We start from the raw sequence: 17366 nt of genomic DNA, 5'->3' as shown, positions 1-17366 counted from the left end.
ATGAAGCAGTTGTTCCCCTTCGGCCACGCCACCCACCCGCAGTGGCAGATGGCCGCTGGTCTGGTGCTGGCGCAGGTGCGGGCGCAGATGGCGCTGCACGGCTACGCCAGCTCGCCCACGCTCGGCCTGTTGTACATCACCGACCACTACGCGCCGTTCGCGCAGGACATCCTCGATCACCTGGGCGCCGAACTGCCCGAGATCACCGACTGGGCGGGCACCGTGGGCGTGGGCATCGCATCTTCGAACGTCGAGTATTTCGACGAACCGGCGCTGGCGGTGATGCTGTGCGAGTTGCCGAGCGACCAGTACCGCGTGTTCTCCGGGGTGGCGCCGCTGGGCACCGGGCAGGGCATGGGCTTCGAGCCCTTCACCGCGCTGGTCCATGCCGACGCCCACACGCCGGAGGTCACCGAGCTGATCGCGGAAATGGCGGGCCGTACCGCCACCGGCTACCTGTTCGGCGGGCTGGCGTCCAGCCGGACGCAGGCGGTGCAGTTCGCCATCGGCGGCAACGGCAACATGCGCGGCCAGGGCGCGGCGCGCGGCGTGTTCAGCGGGGGCCTGTCGGGCGTGGCCTTCGGCGAAGGCGTGGCGCTGGTCTCGCGCGTCACCCAGGGCTGCCAGCCGGTGTCGGCGCAGCGCGTGATCACCGGCGCCGACGGCAACGTCATCACGCACATCGACGGCGAAAGTGCGCTCGACGTGCTGCTGGCGGACGCGGACATCTCGCTGGACGACCCGGAGGAGGCCATGGGGCGGCTGCGTGCCACGCTGGTGGGCCTCACGGCAGCGCAGGGCGACGCCGTCGGCCGCACCGGCAGCTTCGGCGCCGACGTGGTGGTGCGCCACATCATCGGGCTCGACCTGGGGCGGCGCGCGGTGGCGGTGGCCGACCGCGTGAGTGAAGGCATGCGCATGGCCTTCTGCCGGCGCAACGCGCAGGCCGCGCGCGCCGACCTGATGCGCATCTGCGCCGAGATCCGCGAGGAGCTCGAACCCGAGGAGATGAGCCTGCCGGTGGCGGCGGCGCTGCGCGAGCACGTCGCCGAGGGCGCGCCGAATCCTCATTCGCACATTGCCGGCGCGATCTACGTCAGTTGCGCCGGCCGCGGGGGCCCGCATTTCGGCGGCCCCAGCGCGGAACTGCAGATCGTGCGCCGCGCGCTGGGCGACGTGCCGCTGGTGGGCTTCTTCGCCGGCGGTGAGATCGCCAGGCACCACCTGTACGGCTACACTGGGGTGCTTACCGTATTTCGCTCATGACGCGCCGGACTTCGCAACGCGTGCCCGACATCTGGCAGGGTGTGCGCTGGGCCATGCAGCCTGGGTTGCAGGGCGGCGGGACCTCGCGGGCGCGCCTGGTCTGGCGGGCGATCCAGGCCAACCTGCGGCACGGCAAGGCCATGCGCCGCTGGATGGCCGTGGCCTTCGAGCTCCATTCGCGTGAAGTCATCCGCGACCTCGAGGGGGAGTTCCTGCGCGCGGTGCGGCCGTCGGTGCATCGCGGGGTCGGCTATGCCGAACGCGTCGTGCAGCTGGTCGACCACATGGATTGGCTGGAGACCGCGTTCCTTCCCCCGGCCTTCGCGCAGATCGCTGCCGGCGAGCCGCTGGTGCTGATGGAACTGGCGGCGCCGCCCGGCTACGACTTCATGCGGCTGCAGCTGCAGCAGGCGCCGGTGCAAAGCCCCGAGGGCGAGCTGCTGCTCACGCTCACCCTGCAGCGATCGGCCGAACTGCAGCACAAGCCGCAGCCGCTCGATGCCGGGGTGCTCGCCTTCAGCCGCTTCCGCATCGAAGGCACGCCCTGCCTGGCCATCGGCGGCGTGCGCGGCCAGCGCCATCCGGTGCAGCGGGTCAGCTCCGCCGAGATCGCGCAGGTGCTGCAAGGCTGGAAGCCCGCGGTGCTGCTGGTGCGGGTGGCGCAGGAGCTGGCGCGCCACTGGAGCCTGAAGCTGGTCGGACTCGACCCGGCGGCGCACCGCCTGCAGGGCTGGTCGTACCGCTGGAACCGCCGCAACCGCCAGGCCGGCGAGCGCATCTTCGACAGCTATCGCGCGCTGTGGGACCACTTCAATGCCGACAACGGGCCCCCGGGCTGGGTGATCGTGCCACTGGAGGCCGACGACAAGCTCGCCGCCACCGCGCTGTCGCCGGAAAAGCGCGCCCGCCAGACCCGCCGCGCCGACTTCTGGATCCGCACGCGCAACCAGCTGCGCGCCGAACTGCGCAAGCTGCTGCAGCGGCCCGGACGCGAGGCGCGCCTGTCCCGCGTGACGCAAGCGCTCGGGCCGGCCACGGTCACGCCGGACCAGGACAGCAGCTTCGATTTCGAAGGCAGCAGCGAGGAGCTGCTGCCTTCGCGCGTGCTGGAAACCGGCTCGGCCCGCCTGCCCTGATCAGGGCACCGACTTAGCGCCGCAAGGCGGTGAACGCCTCGAACTCCCAGCTGCGCATCGCCAGCAGCAGCGTGTAGCCCTCGCGCTCCTTTTCCGGCAGGCGCTGGTCCGCCTGGTGCTGGTGCGCGAAATCCTGGGCCACGCGCTGCATGCGCTCCACGAACGAAGGCGCCAGCGCGCGGCTGACGGAGCCGTGCACCAGCAGCAGGCCCTCGCCCGCGGCGTCGAAGCCGCCGGCGAAGTAGTCCAGCAGCGCGTGTTCGCGGAAGTAGTTCATCACCGCCCCGTGCGGGCGCCAGCGAAAGGTCTTGGCGAGCTTGAGGCGGTAGCGGTTGAGCGGCCGCAGCTCGATGATGCCGAGGCGATCGAGCTGGGCCAGGCAGCGGATGCACTCCGCGGCCGTCAGGCGGTAGTGCGCGGTGATCTGCTCCAGCGTCCACTGGCTGAGCACGCAGATCGCGCACAGCAGCAGCTTCTTGTCCGCCACCACCGCGCGCTCCTGCTCCGGCGAGAGCTCCCTGAGCAGCGGCTGGTCGTCGGCGACGCGACGCGCGAGTTCGGCGAAGTCCAGTTTCAGCGCGCGGCAGATCGCGTCGATGCGCGACAGCGACATGTCGCCCTTGGCCAGCATGCGTTTGACGCTGGATTCGGCCATGCCCATGGCCTTCGCCAGGTCTGCGTAGGTCATCTGCGCCTGCTTCAGTTCTTTCTTGAGGGCGATGACCAGATCGGCGGTGGTGCTCATGTCTTCGAGTACTGGATTGCGATACCAAAAGATGACTGATGTGGCAATGTAGCCGAATTCGGCTACTTTTTTCCGAAAGCCCAGCCGAGACTGCAAGCCTCATCCCTTTCAGGAGAAGCCCTTGCGAATGGACCTCACCCGCAACGAAGCCATCCTGCTGGCGGCCGGCGGCGCGCTGGGCGCGCTCGCCGTGTTCGGCCCGGCAATCGCCCAGGCGCCGCAGGCGCATGCCTTTGCCGACCAGCGCCTGCTGTGGGGCATCCCGCATGCGCTGGATGTGCTGTCGAACCTGCCCTTCGCCCTCGCCGGTGGCTGGGGGCTGGCGGCCTTGCAGCGGGCACCGGGCACGCCGGGATTGCGTTGGCAGCGAGCCTGCGTGCAGCTGTTCTTCATCGGCCTGCTGCTCACCGCCGTCGGCTCCAGCCTGTACCACCTCGCGCCGAACGATCTCGGGCTGGCCTTCGACCGCGGCGCCATGGGCGTGGCCTTCGCCGGCCTGCTGGGCATGCTGGCGGCCGCCCGCGTGAGCGAGCGTGCCGGCGCCTGCCTGGCCGCGGCCCTGCTGGCGCTGGCGCCGGCCAGCGTGGCCGTGTGGCTGGCCAGCGGCAACGTGCTGCCGTGGGCGGTGGTCCAGTTCGGCGGCATCGCCTTGCTGCTGCTGATGCTGGCCCTCGGCCCCGGACGCAGCGGGTCGCTGCCCGTGCGCTGGAGCCTGGTGCTGCTCGCATATGCGGTGGCGAAACTGCTGGAGGCGAACGACCATGCGGTGCTCGAGGTGACCGGCCAGCTGCTGTCCGGCCACACGCTCAAGCACCTGGCTGCGTCCTGCGCCGCTTGGCCGGTGATCGCCGCGCTGGCATCCTTGCGGCAGCGGCAGAATGCGCGGGACACGGCGGCGCTGACCGCCTGAAGGAGTGCAAGACAATGAGCGAGACGGCAGTTGCCGGCGCTGCCCCCGTGGCGGCGCAGTCCGGGCACCCGAACCAGTTCGCGCTATTGCGCCAGCGCCGCTTCGGGCCTTTTTTCTGGACCCAGTTTTCCGGCGCCGCGAACGACAACCTGTTCAAGTTCGCCTTCACCGTGATGGTGACCTACCAATTGCAGGTCAGCTGGATGCCGCCGGCGATGGCCGGCCTGGTGATCGGCGCGCTGTTCATCCTGCCGTTCCTGCTGTTCTCGGCCACCAGCGGTCAGCTCACCGACAAGTTCGACAAGACCGTCATGATCCGGCTGGTCAAGAACCTGGAGATCGGGATCATGGCGCTGGCCGCGTTCGGCTTCTGGGCCGCCAACGTGCCGGTGCTGCTGGCCTGCACCTTCCTCATGGGGGTGCACTCCACCTTGTTCGGGCCGGTGAAATTCGCCTTGCTGCCGCAGGTGCTCGATGAACGCGAGCTCACCGGCGGCAACGGCATGGTGGAGATGGGCACCTTCGTCGCGATCCTGCTGGGCAACGTGGCGGGCGGCCTGCTGGTGGCCATCCCGGAGACGGGCCGGCGCGACGTGGCGGTGGCATGCCTGCTGCTGGCGCTGGCGGGCCGCGCCGTGGCGCAATTCATCCCGTCTGCCCCGGCGACCGACCCGGGCCTGAAGATCAACTGGAACCCGGTCAGCGAGACCTGGCGCAATCTCAAGCTCGCGCACGGCAACGCGGTGGTGTTCCGCTCGCTGCTGGGCATCAGCTGGATGTGGTTCTTCGGCGCGGTGTTCCTGTCGCAGTTCCCCAGCTTCGCCAAGGAGGTGCTGCACGGCAGCGAGCAGGTCGCTTCCCTGCTGCTGGTGGTGTTTTCCATCGGCATCGGCATCGGCTCGCTGCTGTGCGAGATGCTCTCGCGCCGGCACGTGGAGATCGGCCTGGTGCCGCTGGGGGCGATCGGCATGAGCGTGTTCGCGATCGACCTGTACTTCGCCTCGCGCGGCCTGCCGCCATCCGTCGAGCTCACCCTGGCGCAGTTCCTGGCGGCGCCGGCGCACTGGCGCGCGATGGCCGACCTGGCGCTCCTCAGCCTGTTCGCGGGGCTGTGCAGCGTGCCGATGTACGCGCTGATCCAGCTGCGCAGCCAGCCGACGCACCGCGCGCGCATCATCGCCGCCAACAACATCCTGAACGCGCTGTTCATGATCGCCAGCTCGCTCATCGCCGGGGCGCTGCTGGCCGCCGGTTTTTCGATCCCGCAGATCTTCCTGCTGGTGGGCATCGCCAACGCGCTGGTCGCCGGCTACATCTTCATGCTGGTGCCCGAGTACTTCCTGCGCTTCGTCGCCTGGGTGATGTCGCACCTCATGTACCGCTTCAGGCTGCGCGGCGACGACCACATCCCGGTCGCGGGCGCGGCCGTGCTGGTGTGCAACCACGTGAGCTTCGTCGACGCGGTGCTGCTGATGGGGGCCAGCCCGCGGCCGATCCGCTTCGTCATGGACCACCAGATATTCAAGGTGCCGGTGCTGGGCTGGCTGTTCCGCCTGGCCAAGGCCATCCCGATCGCGCCGCGCAGCGAGGATCCCGCCGCCTACGAGGCCGCCTTCGAGGCGGCGGCCCAGGTGTTGCGCGAGGGCGACCTGCTGGCCATCTTTCCCGAAGGCTCGATCACGCGCGACGGCCAGTTGCAGGAGTTCAAGGGCGGGATCATGAAGATCCTGGCGCTGCAGCCGGCGCCGGTGGTCCCGATGGCGCTGACCAACCTGTGGGGCTCGTTCTTCAGCCGCATCGAAGAGGGCGGCGCCATGGTGCGGCCCTTCCGCCGCGGCCTGTTCAACCGCGTGGGGCTCAACGTCGGCGAACCGGTGCCCGCGCCCCAGGTCGAACCGGCGGCCTTGCAGGCGCGCGTGGCGCAGCTGTTGGCGGCCTGAGCGGCTTCAGGCTTCAGCCTTGGCGCCAGAACAGGCGCCAGCGCCGCTGCCACTGGCGCTTCATGGCGCGGCCCCAGCGCCACGGCCAGGAGGCGCGGACATGCGCCAGCAGGGCGTTCTTCCAGGCGGTCCAGCGCAGGTAGAGCGAGGCGAACCAGTCCAGCCGCAGCAAGGCCGGCTGCGTGAGGCTGAACAGGCGAGCCACGACCGCCGTGCCGGCGACCTTGGCCGTGACGATGACCGCGCCGCCGAGCAGCGCGTGCTGATGGCCGATCAGCCACAGGGCCAGCAGCTTGACCGGCAGCAGCAGCAGCGTGGGCAGCAGGAACAGCGCCAGCGCCGCATAGGGCGGCAGCGCGCGGATGCGCGGCTCGATCCATTCGAGCCGGAGCGCCTGCGCCAGCCGCAGCAGGGCGCGCTGCAGCGGCTCCCAGCCCCATTCCTCGAACAGGATCAGCAGTGCCAGCGGCCAGGCCAGCAGGCGGCCCAGGGCCTGCAGCAAGGTTCGCTCGATCCGGTGGCGCATGGTGTGGCGATGGTAGCCGCCGGCCGCGTGGCGCCGAAGGCTAGATGCCGCGCTGGCGCTCGCTGCGGAAGCGCTGTGCGAAGGCGGCGAAGCCGCCCGCCTCCAGCGCCTGGCGGATCTCCCGCATCAGGTTCAGGTAGTAGTGCAGGTTGTGGATGGTGGCCAGCATGGGCGCCAGCATCTCGCCGCAGCGCTCCAGGTGGTGCAGGTAGGCGCGCGAGAAACCGCCCGAGACCGAACCGCCCGCCCGGGTGTAGCCCTGGCAGGTGTAGCAGGTGCAGGATTCGTCCAGCGGCCGCTCGTCGCTGCGATGCCGCGAGTTGCGGATCTTCAGGTCGCCGTAGCGGGTGAACAGGTGGCCGTTGCGGGCGTTGCGCGTGGGCATGACGCAGTCGAACATGTCCACCCCCTGGGCCACGCCGGCGACCAGGTCTTCGGGCGTGCCCACGCCCATCAGGTAGCGCGGCTTGTGGGCAGGCAGGCGCTGCGGCGTGTGCGCCATGATGCGCAGCATGTCCTCCTTGGGCTCGCCCACGCTGACGCCGCCGACGGCGTAGCCGGGGAAGTCCATCTCCACCAGCGCGGCCAGCGACTCCTCGCGCAGGTGCTCGAACATCCCGCCCTGCACGATGCCGAACAGCGCGTTCGGGTTCTCCAGCCGCGCAAACTCCGCCTGGCAGCGCTGCGCCCAGCGGCGCGAGAGCTCCATCGAGAAGCGCGCCTCGGCTTCGGTGGTGCGGTGGCCCTTGGTCTCGTAGGGCGTGCATTCGTCGAACTGCATGACGATGTCGCTGTTCAGCACGGTCTGGATCTGCATCGAGATCTCGGGTGTGAGGAACAAGCGGTCGCCGTTGACCGGCGAGGCGAACTTCACGCCCTCCTCGCTGATCTTGCGCATCTCGCCCAGGCTCCAGACCTGGAAACCACCGGAGTCGGTGAGGATGGGCTTGTCCCACTGCTCGAAGCGGTGCAGGCCGCCGAACTGCTTGACCACGTCCAGCCCCGGGCGCATCCACAGGTGGAAGGTGTTGCCCAGGATGATCTGCGCGTCCATCTCGTCGAGCGAGCGCGGCGTGATGCCCTTGACGGTGCCGTAGGTGCCCACCGGCATGAAGATCGGCGTTTGCACCACGCCGTGGTTGAGGGTCAGGCGGCCGCGGCGGGCCAGGCCTTCCGTGTGGGTGACTTCGAAATTCAGCATGATGGTTGTTGTTCGATGGCAAGCAGATCGCGCAGCGCGTCGACGAGCTGGACGCACTGCTCGCGGGTGCCCACGGTGATGCGCAGGTACTGCTCGATGCGCGGGGCGTTGAAATGCCGCACCAGGATCTTGCGCTCGCGCAGCGCACGCAGCAGCGCGCCGCCGCCATGCGCCGGGTGCCGCACGAACAGGAAGTTGGCCAGCGAGGGCAGCACCGCGAAGCCCAGGCGGGCCAGCTCGGCGGCCAGCCATTCGCGGTTGTCCATCACCTGCCGGCGGGTGCGCTCGAAGTGCTCCTGGTCCAGCAGGGCAGCCGTGCCGCCGGCGATCGCCAGGCGGTCCAGCGGGTAGGAGTTGAAGCTGCCCTTGACCGCTTCGAGCGCCTGCACGAGGCCAGGCTGCCCGGCTGCGAAGCCCACGCGCAAGCCGGCCAGGCTGCGCGACTTCGACAGCGTCTGGGTCACCAGCAGGTTGGGGAATTCGCCGATCAGCGCGATCGCCGATTGCGCGCCGAAATCGACATAGGCCTCGTCGATCAGCACCACCGAGTCGCGGTTGGCCTGCAGCAGCGCCCGCACGTCGTCCAGGCCCAGGGCCCGGCCGGTGGGCGCGTTCGGGTTGGCCAGCACCACGCCGCCGTTCGGGCGCGCATAGTCGCTCACCCGGATGCGGAAATCGCCGTCCAGCGGCACCGTCTCGCAGGCGATGCCGTACAGGCGGCAGTAGACCGGGTAGAAACTGTAGGAGATGTCGGGAAACAGGATGGGCCTGGCATGCCGGAGCAAGCCGAGGAAGGCATGCGCCAGCACCTCGTCCGAGCTGTTGCCGGCGAACACGCATTCCGGCGCAATGCCGTTGATGCGGGCAAAGGCGTCCTTCAGCCGCCGGCTGTCCGGATCGGGATAGAGCCGCAGGTCGGCGTTGGCGGCCTGCCGGATCGCCTCCAGCGCGGCCGGCGAGGGCGGGAACGGGTTCTCGTTGGTGTTGAGCTTGACCAGCCCCGGGGTGGCGGGCTGCTCGCCAGGCACATAGGGCTGGATGCCGCGCAGGGCCTCGCTCCAGTAGCGGTTTTCCATGCTTCTCCTCCTAGGTTCGCGCCAGCAGCATCGCGTCGCCGTAGCTGAAAAAGCGGTAGCGCTGGGCGATCGCGTGGCGGTACAGCGCCATCACGTGCTCATAACCGGCAAAGGCGCTCACCAGCATCATCAGCGTCGAGCGGGGCAGGTGGAAATTGGTGACCAGCAGGTCGACCTCGCGGAACGCGAAGCCCGGCGTGATGAAGATGCTGGTGTCGCCGCTGGCCTGCCCCGTGCGGGACCAGGACTCGAGCGTGCGCACGGTGGTGGTGCCCACGGCGACCAGCCGGCCGCCGCGGTGGCGCAGGCGCGCGATGGCGTCCTGGGTGGCCTGCGGCACCTCGTACCACTCGCTGTGCATGCGGTGCTCGGCCAGGTTCTCGGCCTTGACCGGCTGGAAGGTGCCGGCGCCCACGTGCAGGGTGACGCTGGCGCACGCGATGCCGCGCTGGGCCAGTTCGCCCAGCAGGGGTTCGTCGAAGTGCAGCGCCGCGGTCGGGGCCGCCACCGCGCCCGGGCGCTTGGCGAACACGGTCTGGTAGCGCCGTTCGTCGTCGGCCGTGTCCGCGTGCTCGATGTAGGGCGGCAGCGGCACATGGCCGTGGCGCTCCATCAGCGCGTAGGGATCGTCGTCCAGCGCGAAGCGGAACAGCGCGCCGTCCTCGTCCGGCCAGCGTCCCAGCAGAGTGGCGGTGAAGCCGCCGTCCATGCGCAGCACGGTGCCGGGCTGCGGCTTCTTGCTTACCTTCATGTGGGCGACCACTTCGCGCGCGCCGGTGACGCGTTCGATCAGCAGCTCGAGCCGGCCGCCGGTCGGCTTTTCGCCGAACAGGCGCGCCTTGACCACGCGGGTGTCGTTGAAGACCAGCAGGTCGCCTTCGCGCAGCTGCGCGGGCAGCTCGCGGAACACCCGGTCCATGGGCGTGGCGCCGAGGCCATCGAGCAGGCGCGAGGCGCTGCGCTCCGCGGCCGGGTGCTGGGCGATCAGTTCGGGGGGCAGGGCGAAGTCGAAATCGCCCACGGAGAAAGTGCGCATGCTTGAGGGCCGGACGGACCCGTTCCAAGTTGGTGAAGGCAGAATTGTCCCATGCCCGTCGCCCAGGCCAGTTCCGCGCCACAGAAAGCCCTCGAGAAACTGGGCCTCACACGCGACATCGACCTGGCGCTGCACCTGCCGCTTCGCTACGAGGACGAGACGCGGCTCGTGAAGCTGTGCGACGCGCGCGAAGGCGAGCCGGCGCAGATCGAGGCCGTGGTCACCGCCTGCGAGGTCGTGTACCGGCCGCGGCGCCAGCTGATGGTGACGGTGGACGACGGCAGCGACACCTGCGTGCTGCGCTTTTTCAGCTTCTACCCCTCGCAGCAGAAGGCGCTGGCGGTCGGCCAGCGGCTGCGCATCCGCGGCGACCTCAAGGGCGGCTTCCTCGGCTGGCAGATGGTGCATCCCACGTACAAGCCGGCGGGCGGCGAGCTGCCCACGGCGCTGACGCCGGTCTACCCCACGGTGGCCGGGCTGCCGCAGGCCTACCTGCGCAAGGCGGTGCTGGGCGGGCTGGCGCGGGCCGACGTCTCGGACACCTTTCCGCCCGGCGTGACCGACACGCTGCAGCCGCTGGTGTGGGCGCTGCGCGAGGCCCTGACCTTCCTGCACCACCCCACGCCCGCCGTGTCGCTGGCCACGCTGGAGGACCACAGCCATCCGGCCTGGCAGCGCCTCAAGGCCGAAGAGCTGCTCGCGCAGCAGCTGTCGCAGCTGCAAAGCAAGCGTGAGCACGATGTGCTGCGCGCGCCGCAGCTGGCCGCGCGCGCCGGCGGGCTGCACGAGCAGTTGCTGGCGGCGCTGCCGTTTTCGCTCACCGCGGCGCAGCGGCGGGTGGGCGAGGAGATCGCGCGCGACCTGGCGCGGGCCGTGCCCATGCACCGCCTGCTGCAGGGTGACGTCGGCTCGGGCAAGACCATCGTCGCCGCGCTGGCCGCGGCGATCGCCATCGACGCCGGCTGGCAATGCGCGCTGATGGCGCCCACCGAGATCCTGGCCGAACAGCATTTCCGCAAGCTGATCGGATGGCTGGAACCGCTGCTGGCGCCGCGCGGCCTGCGCGTGGCGTGGCTCACGGGCAGCCAGCGTAAGAAGGAGCGCGGCGAGATGCTGGCGCTGATCGAGAGCGGCGAGGCCGCGCTGGTGGTGGGCACCCACGCGGTGATCCAGGAGCAGGTGCGCTTCAAGCGCCTGGCGCTGGCCATCATCGACGAGCAGCACCGCTTCGGCGTGGCGCAGCGGCTGGCGCTGCGCGCCAAGATGAACGAGGAAGGGCAGACTCCCGCCATTGGCTCACAAAGTGAGGTTTGCGCGCAGCGCGAACCTCACCTGTTGATGATGTCGGCCACGCCGATCCCCCGCACGCTGGCGATGAGCTACTACGCGGACCTCGATGTCTCCATCATCGACGAACTGCCGCCCGGGCGCACGCCGGTGGTCACCAAGCTGATCGCCGACGACCGGCGCGACGAAGTGATCGAACGCATCCGCGCCCAGGTGGCACTGGGGCGGCAGGTGTACTGGGTCTGCCCGCTGATCGAGGAGAGCGAGGCGCTGGACCTCACCAACGCCACCGCCACGCACGAGGCCCTGAGCGCCGCCCTGCCTGGCGTGGTGGTCGGCCTGCTGCACTCGCGCATGCCGGTGCCGGAGAAGAAGGCCGTGATGCAGCTGTTCACCGGCGGGCACATGGGGGTGCTGGTCTCGACCACGGTGATCGAGGTCGGGGTGGACGTGCCCAACGCCTCGCTGATGGTGATCGAACACGCGGAGCGCTTCGGCCTGTCGCAGCTGCACCAGCTGCGCGGGCGCGTCGGCCGCGGCGCAGCGGCCTCGGCCTGCGTGCTGCTCTATGCCCGCGGCGACTCCGGCAAGCTCGGCGAAACGGCGCGCGCGCGCCTGAAGGCCATGGCGGAGACCGCCGACGGCTTCGAGATCGCCCGGCGCGACCTGGAGATCCGCGGGCCCGGCGAGTTCCTGGGCGCGCGCCAGTCCGGCGCGCCCCTGTTGCGCTTCGCCGACCTGGCGCTCGACGTGCAGCTGCTGGACTGGGCGCGCCAGCTGGCGCCGCTGATGCTGGACCGCCATCCGCAACTGGCCGAGCGTCACCTGGCGCGCTGGTTGGGTGGAAAATCCGAGTACCTCAAAGCCTGAGCTCTCCCCGCGTCAAAGCCCGGTATGACCCTGACCGAACTCAAATACATCGTTGCCGTGATCCCGGGAGGGAAGGGAGAGGGGCCCCGCTTGCGGGGATCGACCCCCGGACGGGATCGGCGCAACGGCGCCGGCGAGTCGCGAAGGGCTGGGGGCCAAGCATGACCCTGACCGAACTCAAGTACATCGTCGCCGTTGCCAGGGAAAAGCATTTCGGCAAGGCGGCCGAAGCCTGTTTCGTGTCGCAGCCGACCCTGTCGGTGGCGATCAAGAAGCTGGAGGATGAGCTCGAGGTCAAGTTGTTCGAGCGCAGCGCCAACGAAGTCACGGTCACGCCGCTCGGCGAGGAGATCGTGCGGCAGGCGCAAAGCGTGCTCGAGCAGGCCGCCAACATCAAGGAGATCGCCAAGCGCGGCAAGGACCCGCTGGCCGGCCCGCTGCGCCTGGGTGTGATCTACACCATCGGGCCTTACCTGCTGCCGGACCTGGTGCGCCAGGCGATCGCCCGCACCCCGCAGATGCCGCTGATGCTGCAGGAGAACTTCACCGTCAAGCTGCTGGAGATGCTGCGCACCGGCGAGATCGACTGCGCCATCATGGCCGAGCCCTTTCCCGACACCGGGCTGGCGATCGCCCAGCTCTACGACGAGCCCTTCCTGGCCGCGGTGCCGAGCAACCATCCGCTGGCCTCGCGCGAGACGGTCACCGCGCAGGAGCTCAAGAGCGAGACCATGCTGCTGCTGGGTACCGGCCACTGCTTTCGCGACCACGTGCTGGAGGTCTGTCCGGAGTTCGCGCGCTTTTCCAGCGATGCCGAAGGCATCCGCAAGAGCTTCGAGGGCTCCTCGCTGGAGACGATCAAGCACATGGTCGCGGCCGGCATGGGCGTGACCCTGGTGCCGCGCCTGTCGGTGCCCAAGGAGGCCATGGAGGCCAAGCCCAAGCGGCGCAAGGACGACCAGGCCTACGTGCACTACATTCCCTTCGACGGCGACCCGCCCTCGCGGCGCGTGGTGCTGGCCTGGCGCCGCAGCTTCACCCGCTACGAGGCCATCGCCGCCCTGCGCAACGCGATCTACGCCTGCGAATTGCCCGGCGTCAAGAGACTGTCCTGATCATGAACGTCAATCCGCTGTACCAACCAGGCATCCTCGAGCCCGTGCCGGCCGTGGCGCGCTACGTCAATTTCGTCCTACCGGAACGCGGCACCGGCGTGGAGGAAGTGAAGGAGGCGCTGGCGCGCCTGTCGCCGCTGGTCGATGGCAGCGACGTGGTGCTGGGCATCGGCCCGGCGCTGGTGGCGGCGCTGGACGCGCAGGTGCCGGGGCTGCACGAGTTCCCCGATTTCTCGGGCCACGGCGTGAAGGTGCCGTCCACGCCCGGCACCCTGTGGTGCTGGGTGCGCGGCGACGACCTGGGCGACCTGCTGCACCACACGCGCAAGGTGCAGAAGGCGCTGGCGCCGGCCTTCGTGGTGCGCCACGTGGTCGATTCGTTCCGGCATTCGTGGAGCGGCACGCACGGGCGCGACCTCACCGGCTACGAGGACGGCACCGAGAACCCGGAGGGCGAGGCGGCCGAGGAGGCGGCGTTCGCGCACGGCATGGGACCGGGCATCGACGGCTCGAGCTACGTCGCAGTGCAGCAGTGGCTGCACGACCTGGATGCCTTCGAGGCGCTGACCGATGAAATCGCCAACCAGCACATCGGCCGCGACCGCGTGACCAACGAGGAACTGGAGGACTCGCCGCAGTCCTCGCACGTCAAGCGCACTGCGCAGGAGAGTTTCGACCCCGAGGCCTTCCTGCTGCGCCGCTCCATGCCGTGGATGATGAGCATGCAGGCCGGCCTGATGTTCGTCGCCTTCGGCAAGTCGCTCTACGCCTTCGAGGCGCAGATGCGCCGGATGGCGGGGCAGGAGGACGGCGTCACGGACGCGATCTTCCGCATCTCCAAGCCGGTGAACGGCGCCTACTACTGGTGCCCGCCGATGCGCGAGGGCAAACTGGACCTGCGCCAACTGGGCTTGTGACACCTTGCTGCGCGAAAGACTTTCCCTCTATCTCGACCTGATCCGCTGGGACCGCCCGGCCGGCTGGCTGCTGCTGCTGTGGCCGACGCTGTCGGCGCTGTGGATCGCCGCCGAAGGCTTTCCCGGCTGGCACCTGCTGGCCGTCTTCACGCTCGGCACCATCCTGATGCGCAGCGCCGGCTGCTGCGTCAACGACGTGGCCGACCGCGAGTTCGACCGCCACGTCAAGCGCACCGCGCAGCGCCCGGTGACGCGCGGTGCAGTGTCGGTGAAGGAAGCGCTGGGGCTGGGCGCGGTGCTGGCGCTGCTGGCATTCGCGCTGGTGCTCACGACCAACACCGTGACCATCGCCTGGTCGTTCGCGGCCCTGGCGATCTCGCTGGCCTACCCATACGCCAAGCGCTTCGTGTCGATGCCGCAGGCGGTGCTGGGCGTGGCCTTCAGCTTCGGCATCCCGATGGCCTTCGCCGCGGTGCAGTCGCGCGTGCCGCTGCTGGCCTGGGTGCTGCTGCTGGGCAACCTGTTCTGGGTGCTCGCCTACGACACCGAATACGCGATGGTCGACCGCGATGACGACCTGAAGATCGGCATGAAGACCTCGGCCATCACGCTGGGACGCGCCGACGTGGCGGTGATCATGCTGTGCTACGCGAGCTACCTGGCGATTTGGGGCGCCGTGCTGGCCGGGCGCGTTCCGGCGTGGATCCTGGCCGTGTCGCTGGCGGCGGCAGGCGCGCAGGCGGCCTGGCACTACGGCCTGATCCGCACCCGCGAGCGCGCCGGCTGCTTCAAGGCTTTCCGGCTGAACCACTGGCTCGGGTTCGCGGTGTTCGCCGGCGTGGCCGTCGGCTACACGCTGCGCTGATCGAGGGCGGCTGGGGGCGGCCTAGCCGCCAAACTCGTCGCCCAGTTCCTTGGCACGCTCACGTGCGGCATGCAATGCGCGGATGAAAAGCTCCTTCACCTGCGCCTGTTCCATCGACGTGATCGCTGCGTAGGTGGTGCCGCCCTTGGAGGTCACGCGCTGGCGCAGCACCTCCGGCGGGTCCTGCGAGGCGCGCGCCAGCTCGGACGCGCCGGCGAAGGTGCCGGTGGCGAGCCGGTAGGCCTGCTCGCGCGAGAGCCCCATCTCGATGCCGGCCTGGGTCATCGCCTCCAGGAAGAAGAACACGTAGGCCGGCCCGGAGCCGGAGAGCGCGGTCACGGCGTCGAGATCGGTTTCGGCGTCGACCCACAGCGATTCGCCGGTGGTGGCGATGACCTGCTCCACCCAGGCCTTGTCTTCGTCGGAGACACCCGGCCGCGCGAACAGGGCGGTCATGCCCTTGCCGACCAGGGCGGGGGTGTTGGGCATGGACCGCACGATGCGCTGCGTGCCCAGCCAGGCGGCGATGCTGTCGGAGCGGATGCCGGCCGCCACGCTCAGGTGCAGGGCCTGCCCGGTGTGGCCCGCCACCTGCGCCGCGGCGTCCTTGAAGGTCTGGGGTTTGACCGCCCAAACCACCAGGCCGGCGCGCTGCAGTCCGGCGCCGGCGCGCTCGTGCGCTGCGACGCCGAACTGCGCTTTCAGCTTGTCGCGCGCTTCGGCGAAGGGCTCGACCACCTCGATCTGCGCCGCCGGCAGGCCCTGACGCAGCAGGCCGCCGATGACGGCGCTGGCCATGTTGCCGCCGCCGATGAAGGCGATCGCCTGATGTGCACTGGTTTTCATGGAAGTAGTCTAGTCCCGTTGTGGCTGAGAATGAGGGCATGAACCGAGAGCAGCTGCTCGAGCGACTGGCCCGGCCGGCCACCTATGACATCGCGATCATCGGTGGCGGCGCGACGGGCCTGGGCGTGGCGCTGGACGCCGCCGCGCGCGGCTACTCGGTGGTGCTGGTGGAGTCGCATGATTTCGCCAAGGGCACTTCATCGCGCGCCACCAAGCTGGTTCATGGCGGCGTGCGCTACCTTGCGCAGGGCAACATCGCCCTGGTTCGCGAAGCGCTGCAGGAGCGCACGACCCTGCTGCGCAACGCGCCGCACCTGGCGCAGCCCCTGCCGTTCGTGGTGCCCGCGTACCGTTTCTGGGAGACGGCGTTCTACGGGACCGGGCTGAAGATGTACGACGCCCTGGCCGGTGCCGCGGGGCTCGGCGGCACCGAGTTCCTGGCGCGCGCCCAGGTGCTGGACTGCCTGCCGACGGCGCGTCCGCAGGGCCTCAGGGGCGGCATCAAGTACTGGGATGGGCAGTTCGACGACGCGCGGCTGGCGCTGGCGCTCGCCCGCACCGCGGCCGCGCGCGGCGCCCTGCTGGTCAACTACTGCGCGGCGACCGCACTGCGGCACGAGGGTGGCCAGGTCACGGGGCTGGTCTGCCGCGACCAGGAGAGCGGCGCCGTCTTCGAACTCAAGGCCCGCTGCGTGATCAACGCCGCCGGCGTCTGGGTCGACGAATTCCGGCAAAAGGACGGCGAAGCCACCGGCCGGCCGGTGCACGCCATGGTGGCGCCCAGCCAGGGCGTGCATGTGGTGGTCGATCGCGATTTCCTGCCGGGCCGACACGCCTTGATGGTGCCGAAAACGGCGGATGGCCGGGTGCTGTTCGGCGTGCCCTGGCTGGGCAAGGTGATCCTGGGGACCACCGACACCCCGCGCCAGGACCTGCCGCGCGAGCCGCGCCCCCTTCGCCAGGAGCTGGACTTCATTCTTCATGAGGCGGCGCGCTACCTCGCCCGCGCGCCGCGGCCGCAGGACGTGCGCAGCGTCTGGGTCGGCCTGCGCCCGCTGGTCAGGCCGCACGGCGACAACGGTGAAGACACCAAGGCGCTGAGCCGCGAACACACCGTGCTGGCCAGCCGCAGCGGCCTGGTCACCGTCACGGGCGGCAAATGGACCACCTACCGCGCCATGGCCGAGGACGTGCTGGAGACCTGCATGGGCCGCGGCCTGATCGAAAGGACGCGGGCCGGGGTGACGACCCACCTCAAGCTCGTCGGCGCGCCGGCGGCGGGCGGCCCGCTGACCCCCATGAGCGAGGCGCAGGGGTTGCATTCCTACGGCAGCGAGGCCGCCGCAGTCCTCGCGCTGCCCGGCGCGGACCGCGAACTGGCGCCCGGCCTGACGGAAGCCATGGTGCGCTTTGCCGCCCGCCATGAATATGCGCGCACGGTGGAGGACATGCTGGGGCGCCGCTGGCGCCTGTTGTTCCTGGACGCCCGGCTGGCCGATTCGCTGGCGCAGCCGGTGGCCGATATCCTGGCCCAGGAAACCGGCGCCGATCCCCAGCTGACGGCCTTCCGGGAGCTGGCGAGCCTGTACCTGCAGTTGCCGGCCTGACTCCCCCGCCCGCGTCCTGGCTG

At 70.0% G+C, this 17366-nt stretch carries 15 protein-coding genes; 9 read left to right on the top strand and 6 right to left on the bottom strand.

What is annotated here, in order from left to right:
• Both UC35_RS09280 and UC35_RS09275 read left to right on the top strand, forming a co-directional pair.
• On the top strand, window positions 1-1266 hold the full coding sequence (locus UC35_RS09280) for an FIST C-terminal domain-containing protein (protein WP_061498368.1): 1266 nt from the start codon (window positions 1-3) through the stop codon (window positions 1264-1266).
• Window positions 1263-2402: a DUF535 family protein gene (locus UC35_RS09275; RefSeq protein WP_061498364.1), complete on the top strand. Its 1140-nt coding sequence runs from the start codon at window positions 1263-1265 to the stop codon at window positions 2400-2402. Before UC35_RS09280 ends, UC35_RS09275 begins: the two co-directional genes overlap by 4 nt.
• A 13-nt stretch (window positions 2403-2415) precedes the next feature.
• Here UC35_RS09275 and UC35_RS09270 read toward each other — a convergent pair whose 3' ends face one another.
• The gene (locus tag UC35_RS09270) at window positions 2416-3147 is read right to left on the bottom strand and encodes a helix-turn-helix domain-containing protein (RefSeq protein ID WP_061498361.1); all 732 of its coding nucleotides are present in this window, start codon (window positions 3145-3147) and stop codon (window positions 2416-2418) included.
• Between the two features lie 127 nt (window positions 3148-3274).
• Between UC35_RS09270 and UC35_RS23495 the strand changes: the two genes are divergently transcribed.
• Both UC35_RS23495 and UC35_RS09260 read left to right on the top strand, forming a co-directional pair.
• Window positions 3275-4057: a hypothetical protein gene (locus tag UC35_RS23495; RefSeq protein ID WP_061498358.1), complete on the top strand. Its 783-nt coding sequence runs from the start codon at window positions 3275-3277 to the stop codon at window positions 4055-4057.
• A 14-nt stretch (window positions 4058-4071) separates the two neighbouring features.
• A complete protein-coding gene (locus UC35_RS09260; protein ID WP_061498355.1) occupies window positions 4072-5997 on the top strand; it encodes an MFS transporter in 1926 nt (641 codons plus the stop codon).
• Between the two features lie 13 nt (window positions 5998-6010).
• Here UC35_RS09260 and UC35_RS09255 read toward each other — a convergent pair whose 3' ends face one another.
• The 4 genes from UC35_RS09255 to queA are packed head-to-tail and all read right to left on the bottom strand — an operon-like array spanning window position 6011 to window position 9836.
• Window positions 6011-6523, bottom strand: coding sequence for a hypothetical protein (locus tag UC35_RS09255; protein WP_061498353.1), 513 nt, complete (start codon window positions 6521-6523; stop codon window positions 6011-6013).
• 40 nt (window positions 6524-6563) lie between these two features.
• Window positions 6564-7724 (bottom strand): tRNA guanosine(34) transglycosylase Tgt, encoded by a 1161-nt coding sequence (gene tgt / locus UC35_RS09250; RefSeq protein WP_061498352.1) that lies wholly within the window; start codon window positions 7722-7724, stop codon window positions 6564-6566.
• Window positions 7718-8800, bottom strand: coding sequence for a histidinol-phosphate transaminase (hisC, locus tag UC35_RS09245; protein ID WP_061498349.1), 1083 nt, complete (start codon window positions 8798-8800; stop codon window positions 7718-7720). Before hisC ends, tgt begins: the two co-directional genes overlap by 7 nt.
• 10 nt (window positions 8801-8810) lie before the next feature.
• Entirely contained in the window at window positions 8811-9836 is a 1026-nt protein-coding gene (queA, locus tag UC35_RS09240; RefSeq protein ID WP_061498346.1) for a tRNA preQ1(34) S-adenosylmethionine ribosyltransferase-isomerase QueA, read from the bottom strand.
• A gap of 51 nt (window positions 9837-9887) precedes the next feature.
• On the opposite strand from queA, the gene recG reads away from it, so the two are divergent.
• From recG to ubiA, 4 genes are all read left to right on the top strand, one after another.
• Window positions 9888-11993 (top strand): ATP-dependent DNA helicase RecG, encoded by a 2106-nt coding sequence (gene recG, locus UC35_RS09235; protein ID WP_061498342.1) that lies wholly within the window; start codon window positions 9888-9890, stop codon window positions 11991-11993.
• 161 nt (window positions 11994-12154) lie between these two features.
• Complete coding sequence (locus UC35_RS09230; protein WP_061498340.1) at window positions 12155-13108, top strand: LysR substrate-binding domain-containing protein; 954 nt, start codon at window positions 12155-12157, stop codon at window positions 13106-13108.
• 2 nt (window positions 13109-13110) lie between these two features.
• Window positions 13111-14025, top strand: a complete 915-nt coding sequence (locus tag UC35_RS09225; protein ID WP_061498338.1) for a Dyp-type peroxidase — start codon at window positions 13111-13113, stop codon at window positions 14023-14025.
• Window positions 14026-14029: 4 nt separating this feature from the next.
• Window positions 14030-14890, top strand: coding sequence for a 4-hydroxybenzoate octaprenyltransferase (gene ubiA / locus UC35_RS09220; protein WP_061498335.1), 861 nt, complete (start codon window positions 14030-14032; stop codon window positions 14888-14890).
• Between the two features lie 21 nt (window positions 14891-14911).
• On the opposite strand, the gene proC is transcribed toward ubiA, so the two are convergent.
• The gene (gene proC / locus UC35_RS09215) at window positions 14912-15736 is read right to left on the bottom strand and encodes a pyrroline-5-carboxylate reductase (protein WP_061498332.1); all 825 of its coding nucleotides are present in this window, start codon (window positions 15734-15736) and stop codon (window positions 14912-14914) included.
• 38 nt (window positions 15737-15774) lie between these two features.
• On the opposite strand from proC, the gene UC35_RS09210 reads away from it, so the two are divergent.
• Window positions 15775-17343, top strand: a complete 1569-nt coding sequence (locus UC35_RS09210; protein WP_061498329.1) for a glycerol-3-phosphate dehydrogenase/oxidase — start codon at window positions 15775-15777, stop codon at window positions 17341-17343.
• The last annotated feature ends 23 nt before the right edge of the window (window positions 17344-17366 follow it).

This window comes from Ramlibacter tataouinensis, from assembly GCF_001580455.1.
GTDB classification, from domain to species: domain Bacteria; phylum Pseudomonadota; class Gammaproteobacteria; order Burkholderiales; family Burkholderiaceae_C; genus Ramlibacter; species Ramlibacter tataouinensis_B.
This window is presented reverse-complemented; position numbering and strand designations above follow the sequence as displayed.